General features: G+C 63.9%; 15 protein-coding genes. 8 read left to right on the forward strand and 7 right to left on the reverse strand.

Annotated features, from left to right (window positions below; genetic code table 11):
* Positions 1 to 133 precede the first annotated feature (133 nt).
* From ABIC09_RS32560 to ABIC09_RS32570, 3 genes are all read right to left on the reverse strand, one after another.
* Positions 134 to 550, reverse strand: a complete 417-nt coding sequence (locus ABIC09_RS32560; protein ID WP_148752973.1) for a type II toxin-antitoxin system VapC family toxin — start codon at positions 548 to 550, stop codon at positions 134 to 136.
* Positions 547 to 849, reverse strand: coding sequence for a hypothetical protein (locus ABIC09_RS32565; protein ID WP_148752974.1), 303 nt, complete (start codon positions 847 to 849; stop codon positions 547 to 549). Before ABIC09_RS32565 ends, ABIC09_RS32560 begins: the two co-directional genes overlap by 4 nt.
* Positions 850 to 989: 140 nt before the next feature.
* Entirely contained in the window at positions 990 to 1,196 is a 207-nt protein-coding gene (locus ABIC09_RS32570; protein WP_148752975.1) for a cold-shock protein, read from the reverse strand.
* A gap of 379 nt (positions 1,197 to 1,575) precedes the next feature.
* Here ABIC09_RS32570 and ABIC09_RS32575 point away from each other — a divergent pair, with 379 nt between their 5' ends.
* On the forward strand, positions 1,576 to 2,757 hold the full coding sequence (locus ABIC09_RS32575; protein WP_354111828.1) for an autotransporter outer membrane beta-barrel domain-containing protein: 1,182 nt from the start codon (positions 1,576 to 1,578) through the stop codon (positions 2,755 to 2,757).
* 7 nt (positions 2,758 to 2,764) lie between these two features.
* On the opposite strand, the gene ABIC09_RS32580 is transcribed toward ABIC09_RS32575, so the two are convergent.
* Positions 2,765 to 3,805 carry a LysR family transcriptional regulator gene (locus tag ABIC09_RS32580; RefSeq protein ID WP_354111829.1) on the reverse strand — a complete coding sequence of 347 codons (1,041 nt, stop codon included), beginning with the start codon at positions 3,803 to 3,805 and terminating at the stop codon, positions 2,765 to 2,767.
* A 71-nt stretch (positions 3,806 to 3,876) separates the two neighbouring features.
* Between ABIC09_RS32580 and ABIC09_RS32585 the strand changes: the two genes are divergently transcribed.
* From ABIC09_RS32585 to ABIC09_RS32605, 5 genes are all read left to right on the forward strand, one after another.
* The gene (locus ABIC09_RS32585; RefSeq protein WP_354111830.1) at positions 3,877 to 4,494 is read left to right on the forward strand and encodes a hypothetical protein; all 618 of its coding nucleotides are present in this window, start codon (positions 3,877 to 3,879) and stop codon (positions 4,492 to 4,494) included.
* The gene (locus tag ABIC09_RS32590) at positions 4,481 to 5,101 is read left to right on the forward strand and encodes a GNAT family N-acetyltransferase (RefSeq protein WP_148752978.1); all 621 of its coding nucleotides are present in this window, start codon (positions 4,481 to 4,483) and stop codon (positions 5,099 to 5,101) included. The genes ABIC09_RS32585 and ABIC09_RS32590 overlap by 14 nt, the downstream gene beginning before the upstream one ends.
* 25 nt (positions 5,102 to 5,126) lie before the next feature.
* Positions 5,127 to 5,690 carry an isochorismatase family protein gene (locus ABIC09_RS32595; protein ID WP_354111831.1) on the forward strand — a complete coding sequence of 188 codons (564 nt, stop codon included), beginning with the start codon at positions 5,127 to 5,129 and terminating at the stop codon, positions 5,688 to 5,690.
* Positions 5,691 to 5,723: 33 nt separating this feature from the next.
* Positions 5,724 to 5,891: a hypothetical protein gene (locus ABIC09_RS32600; RefSeq protein ID WP_187435040.1), complete on the forward strand. Its 168-nt coding sequence runs from the start codon at positions 5,724 to 5,726 to the stop codon at positions 5,889 to 5,891.
* 171 nt (positions 5,892 to 6,062) lie between these two features.
* Positions 6,063 to 7,445 carry an aspartate aminotransferase family protein gene (locus ABIC09_RS32605; protein ID WP_354111832.1) on the forward strand — a complete coding sequence of 461 codons (1,383 nt, stop codon included), beginning with the start codon at positions 6,063 to 6,065 and terminating at the stop codon, positions 7,443 to 7,445.
* Positions 7,446 to 7,579: 134 nt separating this feature from the next.
* Here the strand turns inward: ABIC09_RS32605 and rnd are convergent, their stop codons facing one another.
* Together rnd and ABIC09_RS32615 are read right to left on the reverse strand one after the other, a co-directional pair.
* Positions 7,580 to 8,749 (reverse strand): ribonuclease D, encoded by a 1,170-nt coding sequence (gene rnd / locus ABIC09_RS32610; RefSeq protein ID WP_148752980.1) that lies wholly within the window; start codon positions 8,747 to 8,749, stop codon positions 7,580 to 7,582.
* 420 nt (positions 8,750 to 9,169) lie between these two features.
* Positions 9,170 to 10,648: a protein adenylyltransferase SelO gene (locus tag ABIC09_RS32615; RefSeq protein ID WP_354111833.1), complete on the reverse strand. Its 1,479-nt coding sequence runs from the start codon at positions 10,646 to 10,648 to the stop codon at positions 9,170 to 9,172.
* Positions 10,649 to 10,843: 195 nt separating this feature from the next.
* Here ABIC09_RS32615 and aspS point away from each other — a divergent pair, with 195 nt between their 5' ends.
* A complete protein-coding gene (gene aspS, locus ABIC09_RS32620) occupies positions 10,844 to 12,616 on the forward strand; it encodes an aspartate--tRNA ligase (protein ID WP_354111834.1) in 1,773 nt (590 codons plus the stop codon).
* Between the two features lie 223 nt (positions 12,617 to 12,839).
* Here the strand turns inward: aspS and ABIC09_RS32625 are convergent, their stop codons facing one another.
* Positions 12,840 to 14,810, reverse strand: coding sequence for an aq_1923 C-terminal domain (locus tag ABIC09_RS32625; RefSeq protein ID WP_354111835.1), 1,971 nt, complete (start codon positions 14,808 to 14,810; stop codon positions 12,840 to 12,842).
* Positions 14,811 to 15,056: 246 nt separating this feature from the next.
* Here ABIC09_RS32625 and ABIC09_RS32630 point away from each other — a divergent pair, with 246 nt between their 5' ends.
* The gene (locus ABIC09_RS32630) at positions 15,057 to 17,366 is read left to right on the forward strand and encodes an NADP-dependent malic enzyme (protein ID WP_354111836.1); all 2,310 of its coding nucleotides are present in this window, start codon (positions 15,057 to 15,059) and stop codon (positions 17,364 to 17,366) included.
* The last annotated feature ends 92 nt before the right edge of the window (positions 17,367 to 17,458 follow it).

Here is a 17,458-nt window from a genome sequence, read left to right on the forward strand (position 1 = left end):
ATTGGTCGCATCGTCGACACCTACACGCCCGCAGAATCCACAAACTACTTCGTGGCCGCAGGGTACTTGCAACCTGATCGGCTAACGCTCTAGCGAGAGAAATACTCCGATCGTTGTACCATCGCTCTATCGCTCACGGCGCTGCAAACGGGTCGAGCAGCGCCACACCGGTCGATTCAATATCGGCAATGTTGCGCGTCACCAGTGTTAGGCCGTGGACCTTGGCAGTGGCGGCGAGGAGACTGTCGATGAGTGGCAGCGGATTGGGAACTCCAAGGAGTGCCCAGGTGTCGGCGATGCTCTCATCAATGGGCAGAACCCGATCCGCAAGTCTTGTCCTCATCTGCGAAAACCACTGATCGAGAGATTTTGCCTGGAGCGGATCGCTTCGCCTTTTTAGTTCGATGCCTCGGCTAATTTCAGCCAGAACCAAGACGCTGGTTCCGATTTCTTCGGCTGGGATCTGATTAACCCAACGAATGACGTTTGGGTCGGCCCGCTCGCGCTTACGAATTTCGGAAATGACGTTGGTATCGACCAGAAACTTCACAAGTCGACCTCTCGCCAGCCGTCACGCCGTGGCTGATCGAACACACCCTCGAACGCGTCATCGGGAAGTTCCGAGCCAAAAACATCGAAGGCCGTCCTGACCTCAGGATTGAGGAGGGCGCTGGCGAGCGTCGATCGAAGTGCCGCAGCTCTTTCCGGTTTGTCGCGTAGGGTTTCCGCCAAGGCACGGATGAGGCTTGCGTCCTTCTTCGCGGCTTGGACTTCAACCCGTACCAAACCACGCGCTGCGGCGCGGCGCCGATGGGTTCGGGTTGCCTTTCGCTGGGATTTCGTCGACACGGCCCGCTCCGAAATAAATCTCCGGTAATATAACCGGAAATCTACATAAAGACCAGTTGGAAGAAACAGGGCCAAAAACAAAATCCCCCGGCAGAGCCGGGGGCAACGTCATGATCTCTCGCGCTTAGCTTTGAGAGAAATCAGGAGACCTTCAGGTTTTCCGCGGATGCCTTGCCGCGGTTTTCCACGAGGTCGTATTCAACCGCCTGGTTTTCATTGAGGGTCGAGAGTCCGGCACGCTCGACGGCAGAGATGTGGACGAACACGTCCTTGTCGCTGCCGTTCGGCTTGATGAACCCGTAGCCCTTGGTCGGGTTGAACCATTTGACGGTGCCCTTTTGTGGCATCGTTAGTCTCCTCCGCTAGATACAAAAAAGACGCGGCCGCATTTCGCGTGCCACGCCACAAACGGGCTTCCGGAAGTCTGTTCGAGTCTTGAGTCTCAATGTCGCGAAACGCACAGCCGAGCGCCAATTCCGATTGTGTGCGGTATTCCAACACGAAAACCACGCGCTAGCAAGCCGCGCGCAAATTTCAAGGCCGGACCGGGCCTGCGCCGTTGCAATTTGCGACCTGTGGCCGCGGAACCACAATCAGGGGCAATCGCCCCTGCGATAGTGTGCCAAACGGTTGACCCTTAGTGGCAGTTCAGCACAAATCGCCGCACCCGCTCGCTGTTCGTGTTGTATTTTTGCGGGCCGTCATTTTGCTTTGGGATTTGTCATCATGAGCTGCCCCTCGCAGCCCTCCGGAACACGGCAGACGATCGGGCTGGACCGCGTCCGCCGGGTCGCGGCCGCGATTGCGATGGCCACTGCGATGGCCTTGGCAATCGTCGTGACGATATCGGCGGCGACGCCGGCGTTCGCGCAGAGCCCGACGCCCACTCCGACGCCCACTCCGACGCCGACGCCTACTCCGTCTCCGACGCCGATCCCGGTCCCGACGTCGACCAACTACGACCAGTCCGCCGGCAACTCCACGCTCAATCTCGGCTCGAACTTCCTGGAGCGCCTGGGAAATCAGGCCTCTGGCGGCGTCAATCGCGCGTTCCGCACCAACCCCGGCGGTGGCGGAGCCTCGGCGAGCACGGAGGATCCGCGTTACCGCACCTGGTACGAGGGCTACGGCATTTCGGTCCGGACCGATCCGCAAGGCGATTTCGTCGGCGACAAGCGCAAGACGTTCGGCGGCGTCGCCGGTTTCGGTGCGCGGGTCGCGCCGGGCGTCAATCTCGGCTTCTCCGTCGACCAGAGCCATACCGATATCGACGTGCCGCTCGCGCTGCAGTCGGCGTCGCTCGACCTGACCCAGATCGGCTTCAACGGCTCCGTCGACAAGGGACCGTGGACCTGGGCCTTTGCGGTCGTGCACGGTTTCGGCAAGGTCCATTCCAGCCGGGACGCCGGCTTTGGTGTTGCGACGGCCGGCTATCGCGCCGCGGTCGACGGCGCACTGACCGAGATCAGCTACTACTGGACCAAGGACCAGATGCGCGTCGTGCCCAAGGGCGCGCTCGAATATGTGCGGGCCACCGGCGCGGCGTTCCAGGAGGCCGGCGGGCTCGATCCGCTCAATGTCGGCTCCAGCGCGCTCGCACGCGCGCGTGTCATGATCGGCGCCGAGATCGGGCGATACTTCATTTTCGACCGGAAGATCCTGGACTTGTCAGCCTATGGCAAGTTCGTCGACAATTTCTATCAGGATCTGGGATCGGTCCAGGTCAGCCTCGGCACCCAGAGCATCATCGTCCCCGGCATCGGCGAGAGCCGCTACGGCATGGACGCCGGCGCCTCGGCGTCACTCAGCCTGACCAACGCCGCGCGGCTCTACGTCAATTACGACGGCAAGTTCCGCAACGAGCTGACATCGCACCAGGGCACGATCGGCTTCGAATATCGGTGGTGAGGCGAGCTTACTTCGGCGTCGCTGCAACGTATCCGGACAATCCAAAGCCTTCGCGTGCCGCCGTCATCATCGGCACCAGCGCGTTTGGATGGATGAACTCGTCGCGGAAGCAGGGATGGGTCTTGGGGTCGAAGATCTTCTTCAGCCAGTCGACCACGATCTTGTGCCGCTCGGAGGCGCGGAACTCCTTGTGATAGGTGAGCCAGAGGTCGGCGTGGTGGCTGACGCCGAGGTCGACGGCGACAAGCGGCACACCGAGCGCGATCGACACCGTCGGCAGGAAGCCGATGCCGGCGCCGCGCTCGACCGCATAGAGCACGCCGACGGAAGAATTGGTCTTGATCCCGACGATGCCTTCCAGCGATTTCAAACCGAGCACGCGGGCATAGGCGCCGTCGTCGACCTGCGGCGCGCTCTGCTTGATGATGCGGTGGCTCGGCAACTCGGCGAGCGTCGCCGGCACGCCGTAGAGATCCGCATAGTCCCTGGAGACGAAGGGATAGATGTGCAGCCGGCCAAGCTTGGCGACGATGAGATCGGGATTGGTCGGCGGCTCGAGCTGGATCGCAATGTCCGACTCCAGCCGCGCGACGTCGGCCTGCTCCATCGCACAACGCAGGTCGACGGTGATCTTGCGATAAGTCTTCTGGAAATCGATTAGCCGCGGCAGGATCCAGAAATTGCCTGGGCCCTCCGTCACTGCGACGCGCACCGTGCCCGACGTGTCGTTTTGGGATCGCGAGGCGCGGCGGAAGACGTTGAAGGCGTGACGCTCCATATGCGCGACGTCGGCAATCATCGCGGTGCCTTCGTCGCTGAGCGTGAGCCCGCTCTGGTCGCGCAGGAAAAGCTTGCAGCCGATGCTCTCTTCGAGCCGGTCGATCCGGCGCATCAACGTGGTGGAGGTGAGCCCGAGCTCTTCGCCCGCATTTCGGAAGCTTTTAAATTTGGCGCAAGCTAAAAAGAGCTTCAAATCGTCCCAGGACGCATTTAGCACTTCTTCATGGTGGTGCTTCATTGCAGCACCCCGGTGCAATACTTGCTGCATACTCCTGATCTCCAGCCGCTAGGCTTCTCCTCGTAGCGGCGTACAAAACCCCGGAACGATAGAGGCACGACATGGGTATGGAAAGGGGCTCGTTTGCCGCAAGGCATGATTTCGACGCTTTGCCGCTGAGCCCTGACGTGGATGTCCGGTGCGCGCAATTCGGGGAAATCGCCGCGCTTTCGGAAATGGCGCACCGCCTGGTGCCGGGTGTGCAGATCGGGGCGATGGAGCTTGCGAAGTATTTCGCCTTCGATCCCCAGAGCATCCTGGCGTTCACCCGGAACGGCAATCTGCTCGGCGGCATGGCCTTCCTGTTTCTCAACGACCGCGGGCATGATGCATTGCTGCTCGACGATATCAGTCTGACGGCGCCCGAGACGCACTACCTCGCTTCCGCGAATGAGGATGTTTCGGCGATCTACATCTGGGCGATCGCGGCGACCGGCCGCGGCATCGCCGGTCTCGGCAAGGCCGCGGCTCATTTGCGGCAGATAAGGTTTCGCGGCGCGGACTGCTATGCGCAGCCGTCAACCGTGGCCGGACGCGAAATCATGAAGGCGACGGGCTTCGCGCCCATTTCGAGCTTCCAGCCCGACCTCTGGTGTTACGAGCGCCCCTGGCACCGGCAGCCCATGCTCATGCCGGGCGCGATCACCCAACCAAGGAGCTTTTCAGATGCACGGCACTAGGATTCCTCTCGCCAAGCCTGACTCCCGCGCCATCACCGTTCGCCTTGCGCGCGATCCGAGCGACCTCATGCTGGTCACGGCCATTCGCTCCGCGGTCTATCTCGCCGAGCAGGATTGTCCGTTTGACGAGGAGTTCGACGGCAACGACATGGTTGCCGCACATTTCATCGGCTACATCGGCAACGAGCCGGCGGGCTGCTTGCGGGTGCGCTTCTTCGGCGACTTCGCCAAGGTCGAGCGGCTTGCGGTGCGGCACCAATATCGGCGCTCGCGCATCTCGTTCAAGCTGGTGCAGGCCAGCGTCGACTATGTGAAGCGCAAGGGGTTCCGCAAGATCTATGGTCAGGCCCAGGACCGGCTGGTCGATTTCTGGGCTCATTTCGGCGCCAAGCCGCTCGGCCACAATCGCAAGATCACCTTCTCGGATTTCTCCTACACGGAAATGCTGCTGGAGATCGAGCCGGGGCCGGACGCGATCACGCTGGACAGCGATCCCTACGTGATCATCCGCCCCGAGGGCGACTGGGACCGGCCGGGCGTGCTGGATGCCTCGGCGGGACGGGCGGTGACCTCGCCGCTGCGGGACCTCGCGCCCGCCGATCGCTGAAACTGGTGCAGCTCGGCGCAAGATGATGCCGGTCTCTCTCCACGACGATCCGCTGGTCCTGGTCTGTGCGGACCTTCAGGTCGAATATCTGACCCCCGGGCGTCGCCACGTCATTCTCGATGGCGACGCCGCCACCTCGCGCTGCCTGGAACTGCTGACGCTCTGGCGCAGCAACCATTGGCCGGTGATGCATTTGAAGCGTATCGCGCAGGCTGCGTGGTTCAATCCGTCATCCAGGCTGACCGATTGGATCGCGGAAACGAGGCCGCGTCCGGGCGAGATGACGTTCGAGCACCCGTTGCCCTCGGCCTACAGCTCGTCGCGTTTCGTGGACTACATGTCCAGCGTCCGCAATGTGCGTTGCGTGGTAACGGGCTTTTCGCTCGACGAGACCATCCTGGCCACCGTGGTCGAGGGATTTCACCGCAGCCACCGCTATCAGGTGGTCGTCGATGCCGCGGCCTGCCGGCAGCCGGGAACGGGCGAGGCGGCCGCCTACAAGCAGTCGGTGGTGAATGTCATCGCCAACTTTGCTACACTCCAGTCCAGCGCCGAACTGATCAGAATCAGCGGCGCCGTCGCGGTCTGAGAGACGCGATCGGCGGATGGATGGGGTGGGACATTGTCTCGGGAGGACGAGCTCAAGGAGCTGGCGAACGAGCTGTCGCGTGCCGTCGAGACGGCGCGCCGGGTAGGCCTGTCCACGACCGTCTATCTGCTGTCGATGGCGCTGGTCGAGGTGCGGGAAGCTGTAGCAGACGGCGAGGGAGATGACGACGGCGCGGCCTGAGCGCCGTCTTGTGTGCGGCTTTGTGCATCGCTGCTGAGCGCTTGCTGCCGACGAATTGGCGTTGCAAGTTTTCCCTCGCCGCAATAGCCAAGTAGCCTGGTAACCTAGCCTGATAACCGATCGATGGCGTTGGCCGTGCCGGCGACGTGATGACTTGAGGGATCCCTGCAAATGTCCATGCTGCCCAATTCGCAAGAAGCCCGCGATGTGGCCTACCAGCTCCACGCCTACACCAACGCGCGCGCCCATCAGCAGGCAGGTCCCCTGGTGATCGAGCGCGGCGAGGGCCCCTACGTGTTCGATGCGTCGGGCAAACGCTATTTCGAGGCGATGGCGGGGCTGTGGAGCGTCGGGCTCGGCTTCAACGAAAAGCGGCTGGTCGAGGCCGCGCACAAGCAGATGCAGGCGCTGCCGTTCTATCACACCTTCTCGGCCAAATCGCACGGGCCCTCGATCGACCTCGCCGAGAAGCTGGTCGCGCTCGCGCCGGTGCCGATGAGCAAGGTGTTCTTCACCAATTCCGGCTCGGAGGCGAACGACACCGTCCTGAAGCTGATCGCCTATCGTTCGAATTCGCTCGGTCAGCCCCAGCGTAAGAAGATCATCAGCCGCATGCGCGCCTATCACGGCGTCACCATTGCCTCGGCGAGCCTCACCGGCCTGCCCAACAACCACCGTTCGTTCGATCTGCCGCTGCCGAACATCCTGCACACGGGCTCGCCGCATTTCTACAAGGACGGTGCGCCCGGCGAGACCGAGGAGGCCTTTGCGACGCGCCGGGCCGAAGAGCTCGACGCGCTGATCCAGAAGGAGGGACCCGATACGATCGCGGCCTTCTTTGGCGAGCCGGTGATGGGGGCGGGCGGCGTGATCGTGCCGCCGGCGACCTATTGGGACAAGATCCAGAAGGTCCTGAACAAGTACGACATCCTGCTGATCGCCGACGAGGTGATCTGCGGCTTTGGACGCACCGGCAAGATGTTCGGCTGCGAGACCTATGGCATCAAGCCCGATGCGATCGTCGTTTCCAAGCAAATCACCTCGAGCTACTTCCCGCTGTCGGCGATCATCATGAACGAGCGCATGTTCGAGCCGATCGCGGACGAGAGCAACAAGATCGGCGTGCTCGGCCACGGCTTCACCGCCGGTGGCCATCCGGTCGGCTCGGCGATTGCGCTGGAAAACCTCAAGATCATCGAGGAGCGCGGCCTGGTCGCGCATGCCGCCGAGCTCGGCGGTTACATGCAAAGCAAGCTGCGCGAGCTGACCAGCCATCCGCTGGTCGGCGAGGTCCGCGGCGTCGGCATGATCGCAGCGCTCGAGCTCGTGCTCGACAAGGGCCGCAAGACCGCTGCCGCGTCGCCCGGCGCCGTCGGCGGCATGGCGAGCCGCATGCTGCAGGAGCGTGGCGTGATCTCGCGCAACATGCTGGACGCCATCGCCATCTGCCCGCCGCTGATCGTCACCAAGGCCCAGATCGACGAGCTGATCGCGGCGATATCAGGCGTGTTGAACGACATGATGCCGGAAGTGGCGAAGTTGCCGCAGGCGTAGGCTCTCTTCGTCATTGCGAGGAGCGAAGCGACGAAGCAATCCAGACTGTGTCCGCGGAGACGGTCTGGATTGCTTCGCTTCGCTCGCAATGACGACGTTGAGAATTGCGTACCCAACGCTGTCGCCGTCACCCCTCAGGCTGACGGTTTGACCGCCTCGACCCGCTGGACCCCGATCACGCGACCCTTCTCGATCGCCAGCGCCAGCTCGCCGCGCTTGAGCTTCAGTGCGGCGTCGCCGAACAGCTCGCGGCGCCAACCGCGCAGCGCCGGCACGTCGGCCTCGTCGTCGGCTGCGATCTCCTCGAGATCGTCGACGGTTGCGATCACCTTGCTCGCGACAGCATGGCGCTCGGCAGTCATGCGCAGCAGCACCTTCAGCAGCTCGACGGTCGCAGCACCATTGTTGTTGTTGCGCGGCTTCTCCAGCTTCGGCAGCGTGGAATGGTCCCGCGCCAGCCCGCGCTCGACCGCGGCGACGATGTCCGCGCCCCATTTGGACTTCTCAAAGCCCTTCGGCACCGAGCGCAGATGGGCGAGCTTCTCCAGCGTGTTCGGCGCATGGGTGGCGATGTCGCTGATGGCTTCGTCGCGCAGCACGCGCCCGCGCGGCACGTCGCGGCTCTGCGCCTCCTGCTCGCGCCAGGCGGCGACCTCCATCAGCACCGCGAGGTCCTTTGGCTTGCGCACACGCGTCTTCAGCCGTTCCCAGGCGCGCTCGGGATGGAAGTCGTAGGTTTTGGGCGAGGTCAGGACTTCCATCTCGATGGAAACCCATTCGCTGCGGCGGCGCTTCTTCAAATCGGCATCGAGCGCGGCGAAGACGTCGCGCAAGTGCGTGACGTCGGAGACCGCGTAGTGCATCTGCTCCTTGGTCAGCGGCCGGCGCGACCAGTCGGTGAAGCGATGGGTCTTGTCCGGACGGTGGCCGGCGACCTTCTCGACCAGCGCGTCATAGGCGATGCTGTCGCCATAGCCGAGCACCATGGCCGCGACCTGGGTGTCGAACACCGGATGCGGAATGATATTGGCCTGATGCCAGATGATCTCGATGTCCTGACGCGCGGCGTGAAACACCTTCAGCACGCCCTCGTTGGCCATCAGCTCGAAGAACGGCTTGAGGTCGATGCCCTCGGCCAGGGTGTCGATGACGATCGCTTCCTCGGGGCTCGCCATCTGCACCACGCACAACAGCGGGTAATAGGTGGTTTCGCGCAGGAACTCGGTATCGACTGTTATGACGGGGTGCTTGGCCAGTCGGCTGCAGGCAGCCGCGAGGTCAGCGGTGGTGGTAATCAAATCCATGAACGGCCCATGACACTTGGTATCAGCCGTTCTGCCGAAAGCGCTGTGATGTCAAGGGGCTCTAAGCGAATTCGAGCCTTGCATTGGGACCGGAATCGCTCTTTTCCGCCAAAAATCCTATTCGTAACGGATCCGGTGCGAGGATTTGCGGGCGCAGGGCAACGCCACCACGACCAGACACATGCCAACCAGCGCCAGACCCAGGAACTCGAAAACCAGCAAATCCACAGCGGAAATCTCCAGAAACACCGTTAGATTTGTCGGCTGTGCGTTGAGGGTCTGTTAATTCTCGTGGTTACCGCCGGCGGGGCAGGCCGGATGGTGGACGGGAGGTTAACGCGGCCTTCGGGCCCGCCATCACGTCATGAGCTTCGGCAGGGTCGCGGTCAGGGCATCGACGGCGGCAGATGAGTTTGCGGCTCACGTCCCGCAAAACGTCTGCAGCACCCGCTGATCCGGCAGCGGTGGATCGGCGTAGGCGGCGTACTCGGGTTGCTCCTCGTACGGCTTCGCCAGCACCTTCACCAATTCCTCGAACGGCGCGTAATTGTCATCGTTCACCGCGGCCTGGATCACGGCCTCGACGCGGTGGTTGCGCGGGATGAAGACGGGATTGACGGCGTGCATCGCGGCTTGCCGCTCGGCCGCAGATTGCGGCTCCAGCGCCGTGCGCTCGCGCCAACGCTTGGCCCAGTCGTCGATGGCTGAGGGATCCATGAACTGCGCGCGGACATCGGCAACGGCAGCCTCGTCACCTGCGGCATCGCCGAGCTTGCGGAAAGTCAGGGTGAAGTCGGCCTGGTTCTTCGCCATGGCGTCGAGCAGGTCCTGGATCAGCGCCTCGTCGCCGTCGTGCTCGCTGAACAGGCCCACCTTTCTGCGCAAGCCAGTCTGATAGGCCTTGCTGAACGTCTCGGGAAATGCGCCCAGAATCTCCTGCGCCTGCTCGACCGCCTTGTCCTGCTCTTCGCCAAACAACGGCAGCAGGCATTCGGCGAGCCGCGTCAGATTCCACAGCGCGATGCGCGGCTGGTTGGCGTAGGCATAGCGGCCGGTCTCGTCGATCGACGAGAACACCTGCGCGGGATTGTAGGCATCCATGAAGGCGCAGGGGCCGTAATCGATGGTCTCGCCGGAGATTGAAGAGTTGTCCGTGTTCATCACGCCGTGGATGAAGCCGACCAGCAGCCAGCGTGCGACGAGCTCCGCCTGGCGCGCGACGACGCCGGCAAGCAAAGCGTGATAAGGCCGCTCGGCGTGAAGCAGGTCCGGATAATGCCGCGAGATGACGTGATCGGCGAGCCGACGAATGGCGTCGGTATCGCGGCGGACGGCGAAGAACTGGAAGGTGCCGACCCGGATGTGGCTGGACGCGACGCGCGTCAGCACCGCGCCGGGCAGCGCGGTCTCGCGGATCACTGGCTCGCCGGTGACGACGGCGGCCAGCGAGCGCGTGGTTGGAATGCCGAGCGCGAACATCGCTTCACTCACGATGTATTCGCGCAGCACCGGCCCGAGCGCCGCGCGGCCGTCGCCGCGGCGGGAGAAGGGGGTCGGGCCCGAGCCCTTGAGCTGGATGTCGCGGCGAACGCCGTCCTTGTCGATGACCTCGCCGAGCAGGATCGCGCGGCCGTCGCCGAGCTGGGGCACGAACTGCCCGAACTGATGGCCGGCATAGGCCATGGCAATCGGATCGGCGCCCGCGGGAACCGTCTTGCCGGCCAGAATTTCGGCGCCCTCCGCCGTCTCCAGCAAATCAGGATCGAGCCCGAGCTGGACCGCCAGCGGCCGGTTCAGCTTGATCAGCCGGGGCGCGGCCACAGGGGTCGGCGCGACGCGGGCAAAGAAGCTGTCCGGCAGCGCCGAATACGAATTCTGGAAGGGGAAATGGACCGTCATGGCCTCAAGATAGGGCTGGAACGCCCGATGGCAAAGGCTTGGGGCCCGATTGGCCGAAAATGGCCCCTCCAGCCTCAAAACAGCCCGTTCCCTTGGTTGCCGCGTCCAGCCTCGTCGGGTAAACCCTGCCGCAACGTCGGACCGGCTGTGACAAGTCGTCCGATTCGAACCCTCCGACATCATTTTGGGACGACCATGCATCGCTACCGGTCACATACATGCGGCGCGCTCCGCGAGAGCAACATCGGCGAGACGGTTCGCCTCTCGGGCTGGGTACATCGCGTTCGCGACCATGGCGGCGTGCTGTTCATCGACCTGCGCGACCATTACGGCCTGACCCAGTGCGTGGTCGATCCGGACTCGCCGGCGTTCGCGCTGGCCGAAAAGCTGCGTTCGGAATTCGTGGTCAAGATGGACGGCAAGGTCCGTCGCCGCCCCGAGGGCACCGACAATGACGACCTGCCGACCGGCAAGATCGAGATCTATGTCACCGAGATCGAGGTGCTGGGCCCCGCCGGCGACCTGCCGCTGCCGGTGTTCGGCGACCAGGAATATCCCGAAGACATTCGCCTGAAATACCGCTTCCTCGATCTGCGCCGCGAAAAACTGCACCAGAACATCATGACGCGCGTCGAGATCATCAAGTCGATGCGCCGGCGCATGGAGGGGCAAGGCTTCTTCGAGTTCAACACGCCGATCCTGACCGCGTCCTCGCCGGAAGGCGCGCGCGACTTCCTGGTGCCGTCGCGCATCCATCCCGGCAAGTTCTACGCGCTGCCGCAGGCGCCGCAGCAGTACAAGCAGCTCTTGATGATGTCGGGCTTCGACCGCTACTTCCAGATCGCGCCCTGCTTCCGCGACGAGGACCCACGCGCCGACCGTCTGCCGGGCGAGTTCTACCAGCTCGACGTCGAGATGAGCTTTGTCACGCAGGAAGACGTGTTCGCGGCAATGGAGCCCGTCATCACCGGCGTGTTCGAGGAGTTCGCGAGAGGAAAGCCGGTGAGCAAGGACTGGCGGCGGATTCCGTTCGCCGAGGCGCTGCGCAAATACGGCAGCGACAAGCCGGACCTGCGCAATCCCATCGAGATGCAGGACGTCTCCGAGCATTTCCGCGGCTCCGGCTTCAAGGTGTTCGCGCGCATGCTCGAAGACCCCAAGAACCAGGTGTGGGCGATCCCCGCTCCGGGTGGCGGCAGCCGCGCGTTCTGCGACCGCATGAACTCGTGGGCGCAGGGCGAGGGCCAGCCTGGGCTGGGCTACATCATGTGGCGCGAGGGCGGCGAGGGCGCGGGTCCGCTTGCGAACAACATCGGGCCTGAGCGCACCGCCGCGATCCGCACGCAGATCGGCGTCAAGGAAGGCGATGCCGCCTTCTTCGTCGCCGGCGATCCCGACAAGTTCTGGAAGTTTTCAGGCTTGGCCCGCAACAAGGTCGGCGAGGAATTGAACCTCACCGACAAGGAGCGGTTCGAGCTCGCCTGGATCGTCGACTTCCCGATGTACGAGTACAACGAGGACGACAAGAAGGTCGACTTCTCGCACAATCCGTTCTCGATGCCGCAGGGCGGTCTCGACGCATTGAAGGGCCAGGACCCGCTGACCATCAAGGCGTTCCAGTACGACATCACCTGCAACGGCTACGAGATCGCCTCGGGCGGCATCCGCAACCATGTGCCGGAAGCCATGGTGAAGGCGTTCGAGATCGCAGGTTACGGCGAGCAGGAAGTGGTCGACCGCTTCGGCGGCATGTATCGCGCCTTCCAGTACGGCGCGCCGCCGCATGGCGGCATGGCCGCGGGCGTTGACCGCATCGTCATGTTGCTTTGTGGCACCAACAACCTGCGCGAGATCTCGCTGTTCCCGATGAATCAGCAGGCCATGGACCTCCTGATGGGCGCGCCGTCGGACGCCACCACCAAGCAGCTCCGCGAGCTGCATGTGAAGGTGAACCTGCCGCAGAAGTGAGGGCTCGTGCCTCTCTCCGCGCTTGACCCGCCGAAGCTTCAGCGAAGGCGGAAGCGGGGAGAGGCCGCGTTGCCTCCACATCGTCATTGCGAGCGCAGCGAAGCAATCCAGAATCTTCCCGCGGAGGGACTCTGGATTGCTTCGTCGCACCAGCGCAAAATTGCTTCGCAATTTTGTCGCGGGCTCCTCGCAATGACGAAGGAGAGAGCTGCGTCTCGTTCCCCTACAGCCCCGTCGATGCCTCGATCCTGAACTGCGCCAGCGCGACGATCGGGCCGCTGTTCAGCGCATCCATGAGCTGAAGCACCGGCATCTTGCCGAGCGGCGTCAGCTTGATGGTGAGCGTCTGGTCCGAGGTCGAGACGAAGCTTGCGATCGCATCGACCGCTGCCCTCGCATCGAGATTGGAGGCCGCGACCTTCTCGCCCTGCGCCCGGATCATCTCCACGATGGCGCTGCGTGCCGCGTCGCGGCTGACGTTCTGCGTGCGCGCGAACTGGGTCACGACGAGATCGACGCCACCATTGTCGCGCAGTGAGAACTCGAGCGTGCCGGCTTCAATCCGGGCGGCCTGGCCCATAAGCTGAGCGGGATCGGCCGAAAACACCTCACGTGGCACGTTGCCGAGCGCGATACGCAGTTGCGCCTTTGCGATGCCTGCGATGTCGAGGGTTGCCGGCATCAGAGCGAAGCTGTTGGAGGACTCGGTCCAGGCTGCGCCGAGATCGAGGTCGATCGCGAGCTTGTCGAGGCCGGCGGCAATCAATGGTAGCTGCTTCGGATCGGACGGATCGGTCGGCGTGACAAATTTGGCCACCGCATGCGCCTTGCTCGGGATCGAGCCGACCAGCTGCCCCCAGTCCAGGCTCAACGTGTCGACCGTCACCAGCTTCTTGGTGGTCTTGAACGGCGCGGTCACGCCCTTGATTTCTGCGCCGGAGAGCACGCCGAAAAGGCCCAGCATCTGCTCCGGTGAGGGCGTCTGTCCGGGATTGCTGAGGCCCGCCCCCAAGCGCATCAGTTTTGCCGCGCTGAACGACTTCAGCGCGAAGCGCTCCATCTTGAACTGGCCCTGCGGGCCCGGCGTATCGACGCCCTCGATCGCGAACTCGCCGTCGCGGTATCTGATCGCGTTGACCTTGCCGATCCCCTGCGGCGTGCCGACCGAAATCTTGCTGACTTCGGCCTTGCCGATGCGAACACCCTCATAGATTGCAGCGATCTTCTCCAGCGTTTCGCGCGACTGTGCCGGCGTCGGAACGGCCGATTGATCCTGCGACAGCGCGTCAAATCGCTCGGCTAGCCGGAATTTCGACGGTTGCACGTCGATGTCCTCCATCACGAAGCCGTCGATATCGATACGCATCCCCTGAGCCGTTTTGAGCGCATAGGGGCCGGCCAAGATTTGCCGGTAGACGCGGTGATAGGTCTCGTCATTGCTGGTCTGCGGATCGAGCGCGGCGATGATCGCGGTCGCATCGAAATCGTTGACGATGATGTTCGACACCTCGCCGGTCAGCTTATCCGGCCTGCCCGGCTGCTTCACGTCGACCGAGATGGCGGCGCGGTCCGCTTTCATCGCATCGATCTTGCCGCGCTTCAGGTTCTGGATCGTCAATCCGGAATAGGTGATCTCGCCGCTGCCGCCGGGACCGCCGCCGGAATCGAAGCTCATCGTCAGCGTAGGCGCCGTGAGCGAGGACGCCGCGACGCTTGCGTATTGACCGAGCACGTAGCGGTAGAGGTCGACCAGGGAGCCGTTCGCCGGCGCAGTGCCGATGTGAAGGGGGCCGGCATAGTCGCGCATCGTCAGCTGCGGGACTTTGTAGGACGCCTTCACCTTGGCTGGGCCGATCTGGTCCAGTGCGACTTCGAAGCCGGTGATGTCGATGCTGTCAGCCGAAATCCTGGTGTCGTCGATCTGGCGGACGCCGGTGCCCTTGATGCCGGCGATCTTGACCTGCGCTTGCGGTTGATTGCCGGGCGTGACCGCGATGTCCTCGATGGTGAGCGTCCGGCTCATCAGGTCGAATTCGACCTTGCTGTGGCTGGCCTTGCCGCCTTGCTTGCGGATCTGCTCGAAAGCCGTTTCAACCTCGGTGGTGACGCGGTGCTGGACGTAGAGGCTGAAGCCGAACCATCCGCCGGCGGCAAGCACGGCGACAGCGATCAGGCCGATCAGGATCCGCTTCATTCCCAGCTCCAGTTGCTCGTTGCGCGCTGCACAACCTGCCATATTCGGGAAACGTTACGAGGTCCAGGGAAAGCTAGCGTCATCAGATATTTGAGCCTGCGCCCTGTTGATGGGATCGCAATCGGATGTTGCCACCGGGGCGCCCGCCGTGCTTCATCCCGTTTCCACGACCCGGAAATACCGTCCGCTTGGAGGGCTGCTCCGGATGAGGCATTTTGTGGCCGGTAACGCGAGGCAAGAGACCGCATGTCGTCCTATTCTGATGATCTCCACCAGGCGGCGCTGGCCTATCACCGTCTGCCGCGTCCCGGAAAGCTCGAGATCCAGGCAACAAAGCCGCTTGCGAACCAGCGCGACCTCGCGCTCGCTTACTCGCCTGGGGTGGCGGCTGCATGCACCGAGATCGCCAAGAACCCGTCGGAGGCCGCAACGCTGACGGCTCGCGCCAATCTGGTCGCCGTGGTCTCCAACGGCACCGCGGTGCTCGGCCTCGGCAATATCGGCCCGCTGGCCTCGAAGCCGGTGATGGAAGGCAAGGCGGTCCTGTTCAAGAAATTCGCCGGCATCGACGTGTTCGACATCGAGATCGCCGCCGACACCATCGAGCGCGTGGTCGAGACCGTGGCGGCGCTCGAGCCGACCTTCGGCGGCATCAATCTGGAGGACATCCGCGGGCCTGAATGTTTCGAGATCGAGGCGCAGCTGAAGGAGCGCATGAAGATCCCGGTCTTCCATGACGACCAGCACGGTACCGCAATCATCGTCGCCGCCGCCGTCACCAACGCCCTGCGCCTCAACGGCAAGAAGCTCTCGGGCGTCAAGATCGTGGCGTCGGGGGCAGGGGCTGCCGCGATCGCGACGCTCAACCTGCTGGTCTCGATGGGGGCGCAGCGCAAGAATATCTGGGTCTGCGACATCGACGGCCTCGTGCATGAGGGCCGCAACACCACGATGGACCGCTGGAAGGCGGTCTATGCGCAGAAGACCGACAAGCGCACGCTTGCCGACGTCATCGGCGGCGCCGACATCTTCATCGGACTTTCGGCGCCGGGCGTGCTCAAGCCCGAGATGGCCAAGGCGATGGGCGACAAGCCGCTGATCATGGCGCTCGCCAACCCGACGCCGGAGATCATGCCGGAGGAGGCGCGCAAGGTGCGCCCCGACGCGATGATCTGCACCGGCCGCTCCGACTATCCGAACCAGGTCAACAACGTCCTCTGCTTCCCCTTCATCTTCCGCGGCGCGCTCGATGTCGGTGCCAGCGCCATCAACGAGGAGATGAAGCACGCCGCCGTCGAAGCCATCGCGCAGCTCGCGCGCGAGGCGCCGTCGGATGCGGTCGCGCAAGGCTTTGACACCGGCGAGACGCAGGGCTTCGGTCCGGGCTCTCTGATCCCGAGCCCGTTTGATCCCAGGCTGATTCTCCGCATCGCGCCCGCTGTGGCCAAGGCTGCGATGGAGTCCGGCGTCGCGACGCGGCAGATCACCAATTTCGACGAATACACCGCGCTGCTCGAGCGCTTCGCCTTCCGCTCCGGCCTCGTCATGAAGCCGATGTTCGCCAAGGCCAAGACCCAGCCGGTGCGTGTGATCTACGCCGAAGGCGAGGACGAGCGCGTGCTGCGCGCCACTCAGGTGGTGCTGGAGGAGAATGTGGCGCGGCCGATCCTGGTCGGCCGTCCCTCCGTGGTGGAAGCCCGCCTCGACCGCTTCGGCCTGCAGATCCGCGCCGGCAAGGATTTCGACCTCGTCAATCCCGAGGACGATCCGCGCTATCGCTCCTACGTACAGTCTTACGTCGAAGTCGCCGGCCGCCGCGGCGTGACACCGGATGCGGCACGCACGGTGGTGCGTACGAATAACACGGTGATTGCTGCGCTCGCGGTGATGCGCGGGGAGGCGGACGCCATGCTCTGCGGCGTCGAAGGCCGCTACATGCATCATCTGCGTCATGTCCGCGAGATCGTCGGCTTTCAGGCCGGGGTCAGCGACTATGCCGCGCTGGCGCTGCTGATCACCAGCAAGGGCGCGTTCTTCATCGCCGACACGCAGGTGCGGCCCAATCCGAGCGCAGAAGAGCTCGCCGAGATCGCCTCGCTCGCGGCGGTGCATGTTCAGCGCTTCGCGCTCAAGCCCAGGATCGCCTTCGTCTCGCATTCCGATTTCGGCAGCTACGACACCGACTCCTCGCGCAAGATGCGCCAGGCGACCCAGCTTCTGAGAGAGAGGCATCCGGAGATCGAGGCCGACGGCGAGATGCAGGGCGATACCGCGCTCTCCGCTGCGGCGCGCAAGATGGTGCTGCCGCACTCCAAGCTCGAGGGCGAGGCCAACATCATGATCATGCCGACGCTCGACACCGCCAACGTCGCCTATCAGATGATCAAGTCGCTGGCGGACGCGCTGCCCGTCGGCCCGATCCTGATCGGCCCGGCGCGGCCCGCCCACATCCTCACGCCCTCGGTGACCGCGCGCGGCATCCTCAACATGACGGCGGTGGCCGTGGTCGAAGCGCAGGAGCGCGCGGCCCGGCAGCAACCGACGTTGTTCACGTAGGAGCGGGCTGCGCGTTCGGCGTCTCTCGGAGGCGCGGTCGTTCCGCAAGCTCGTCATGCCCGGGCTTGTCCCGGGCATCCACGTTCCGCGTG

This window comes from Bradyrhizobium sp. S3.12.5, from assembly GCF_040548225.1.
Classification (GTDB): Bacteria; Pseudomonadota; Alphaproteobacteria; order Rhizobiales; family Xanthobacteraceae; genus Bradyrhizobium; species Bradyrhizobium cytisi.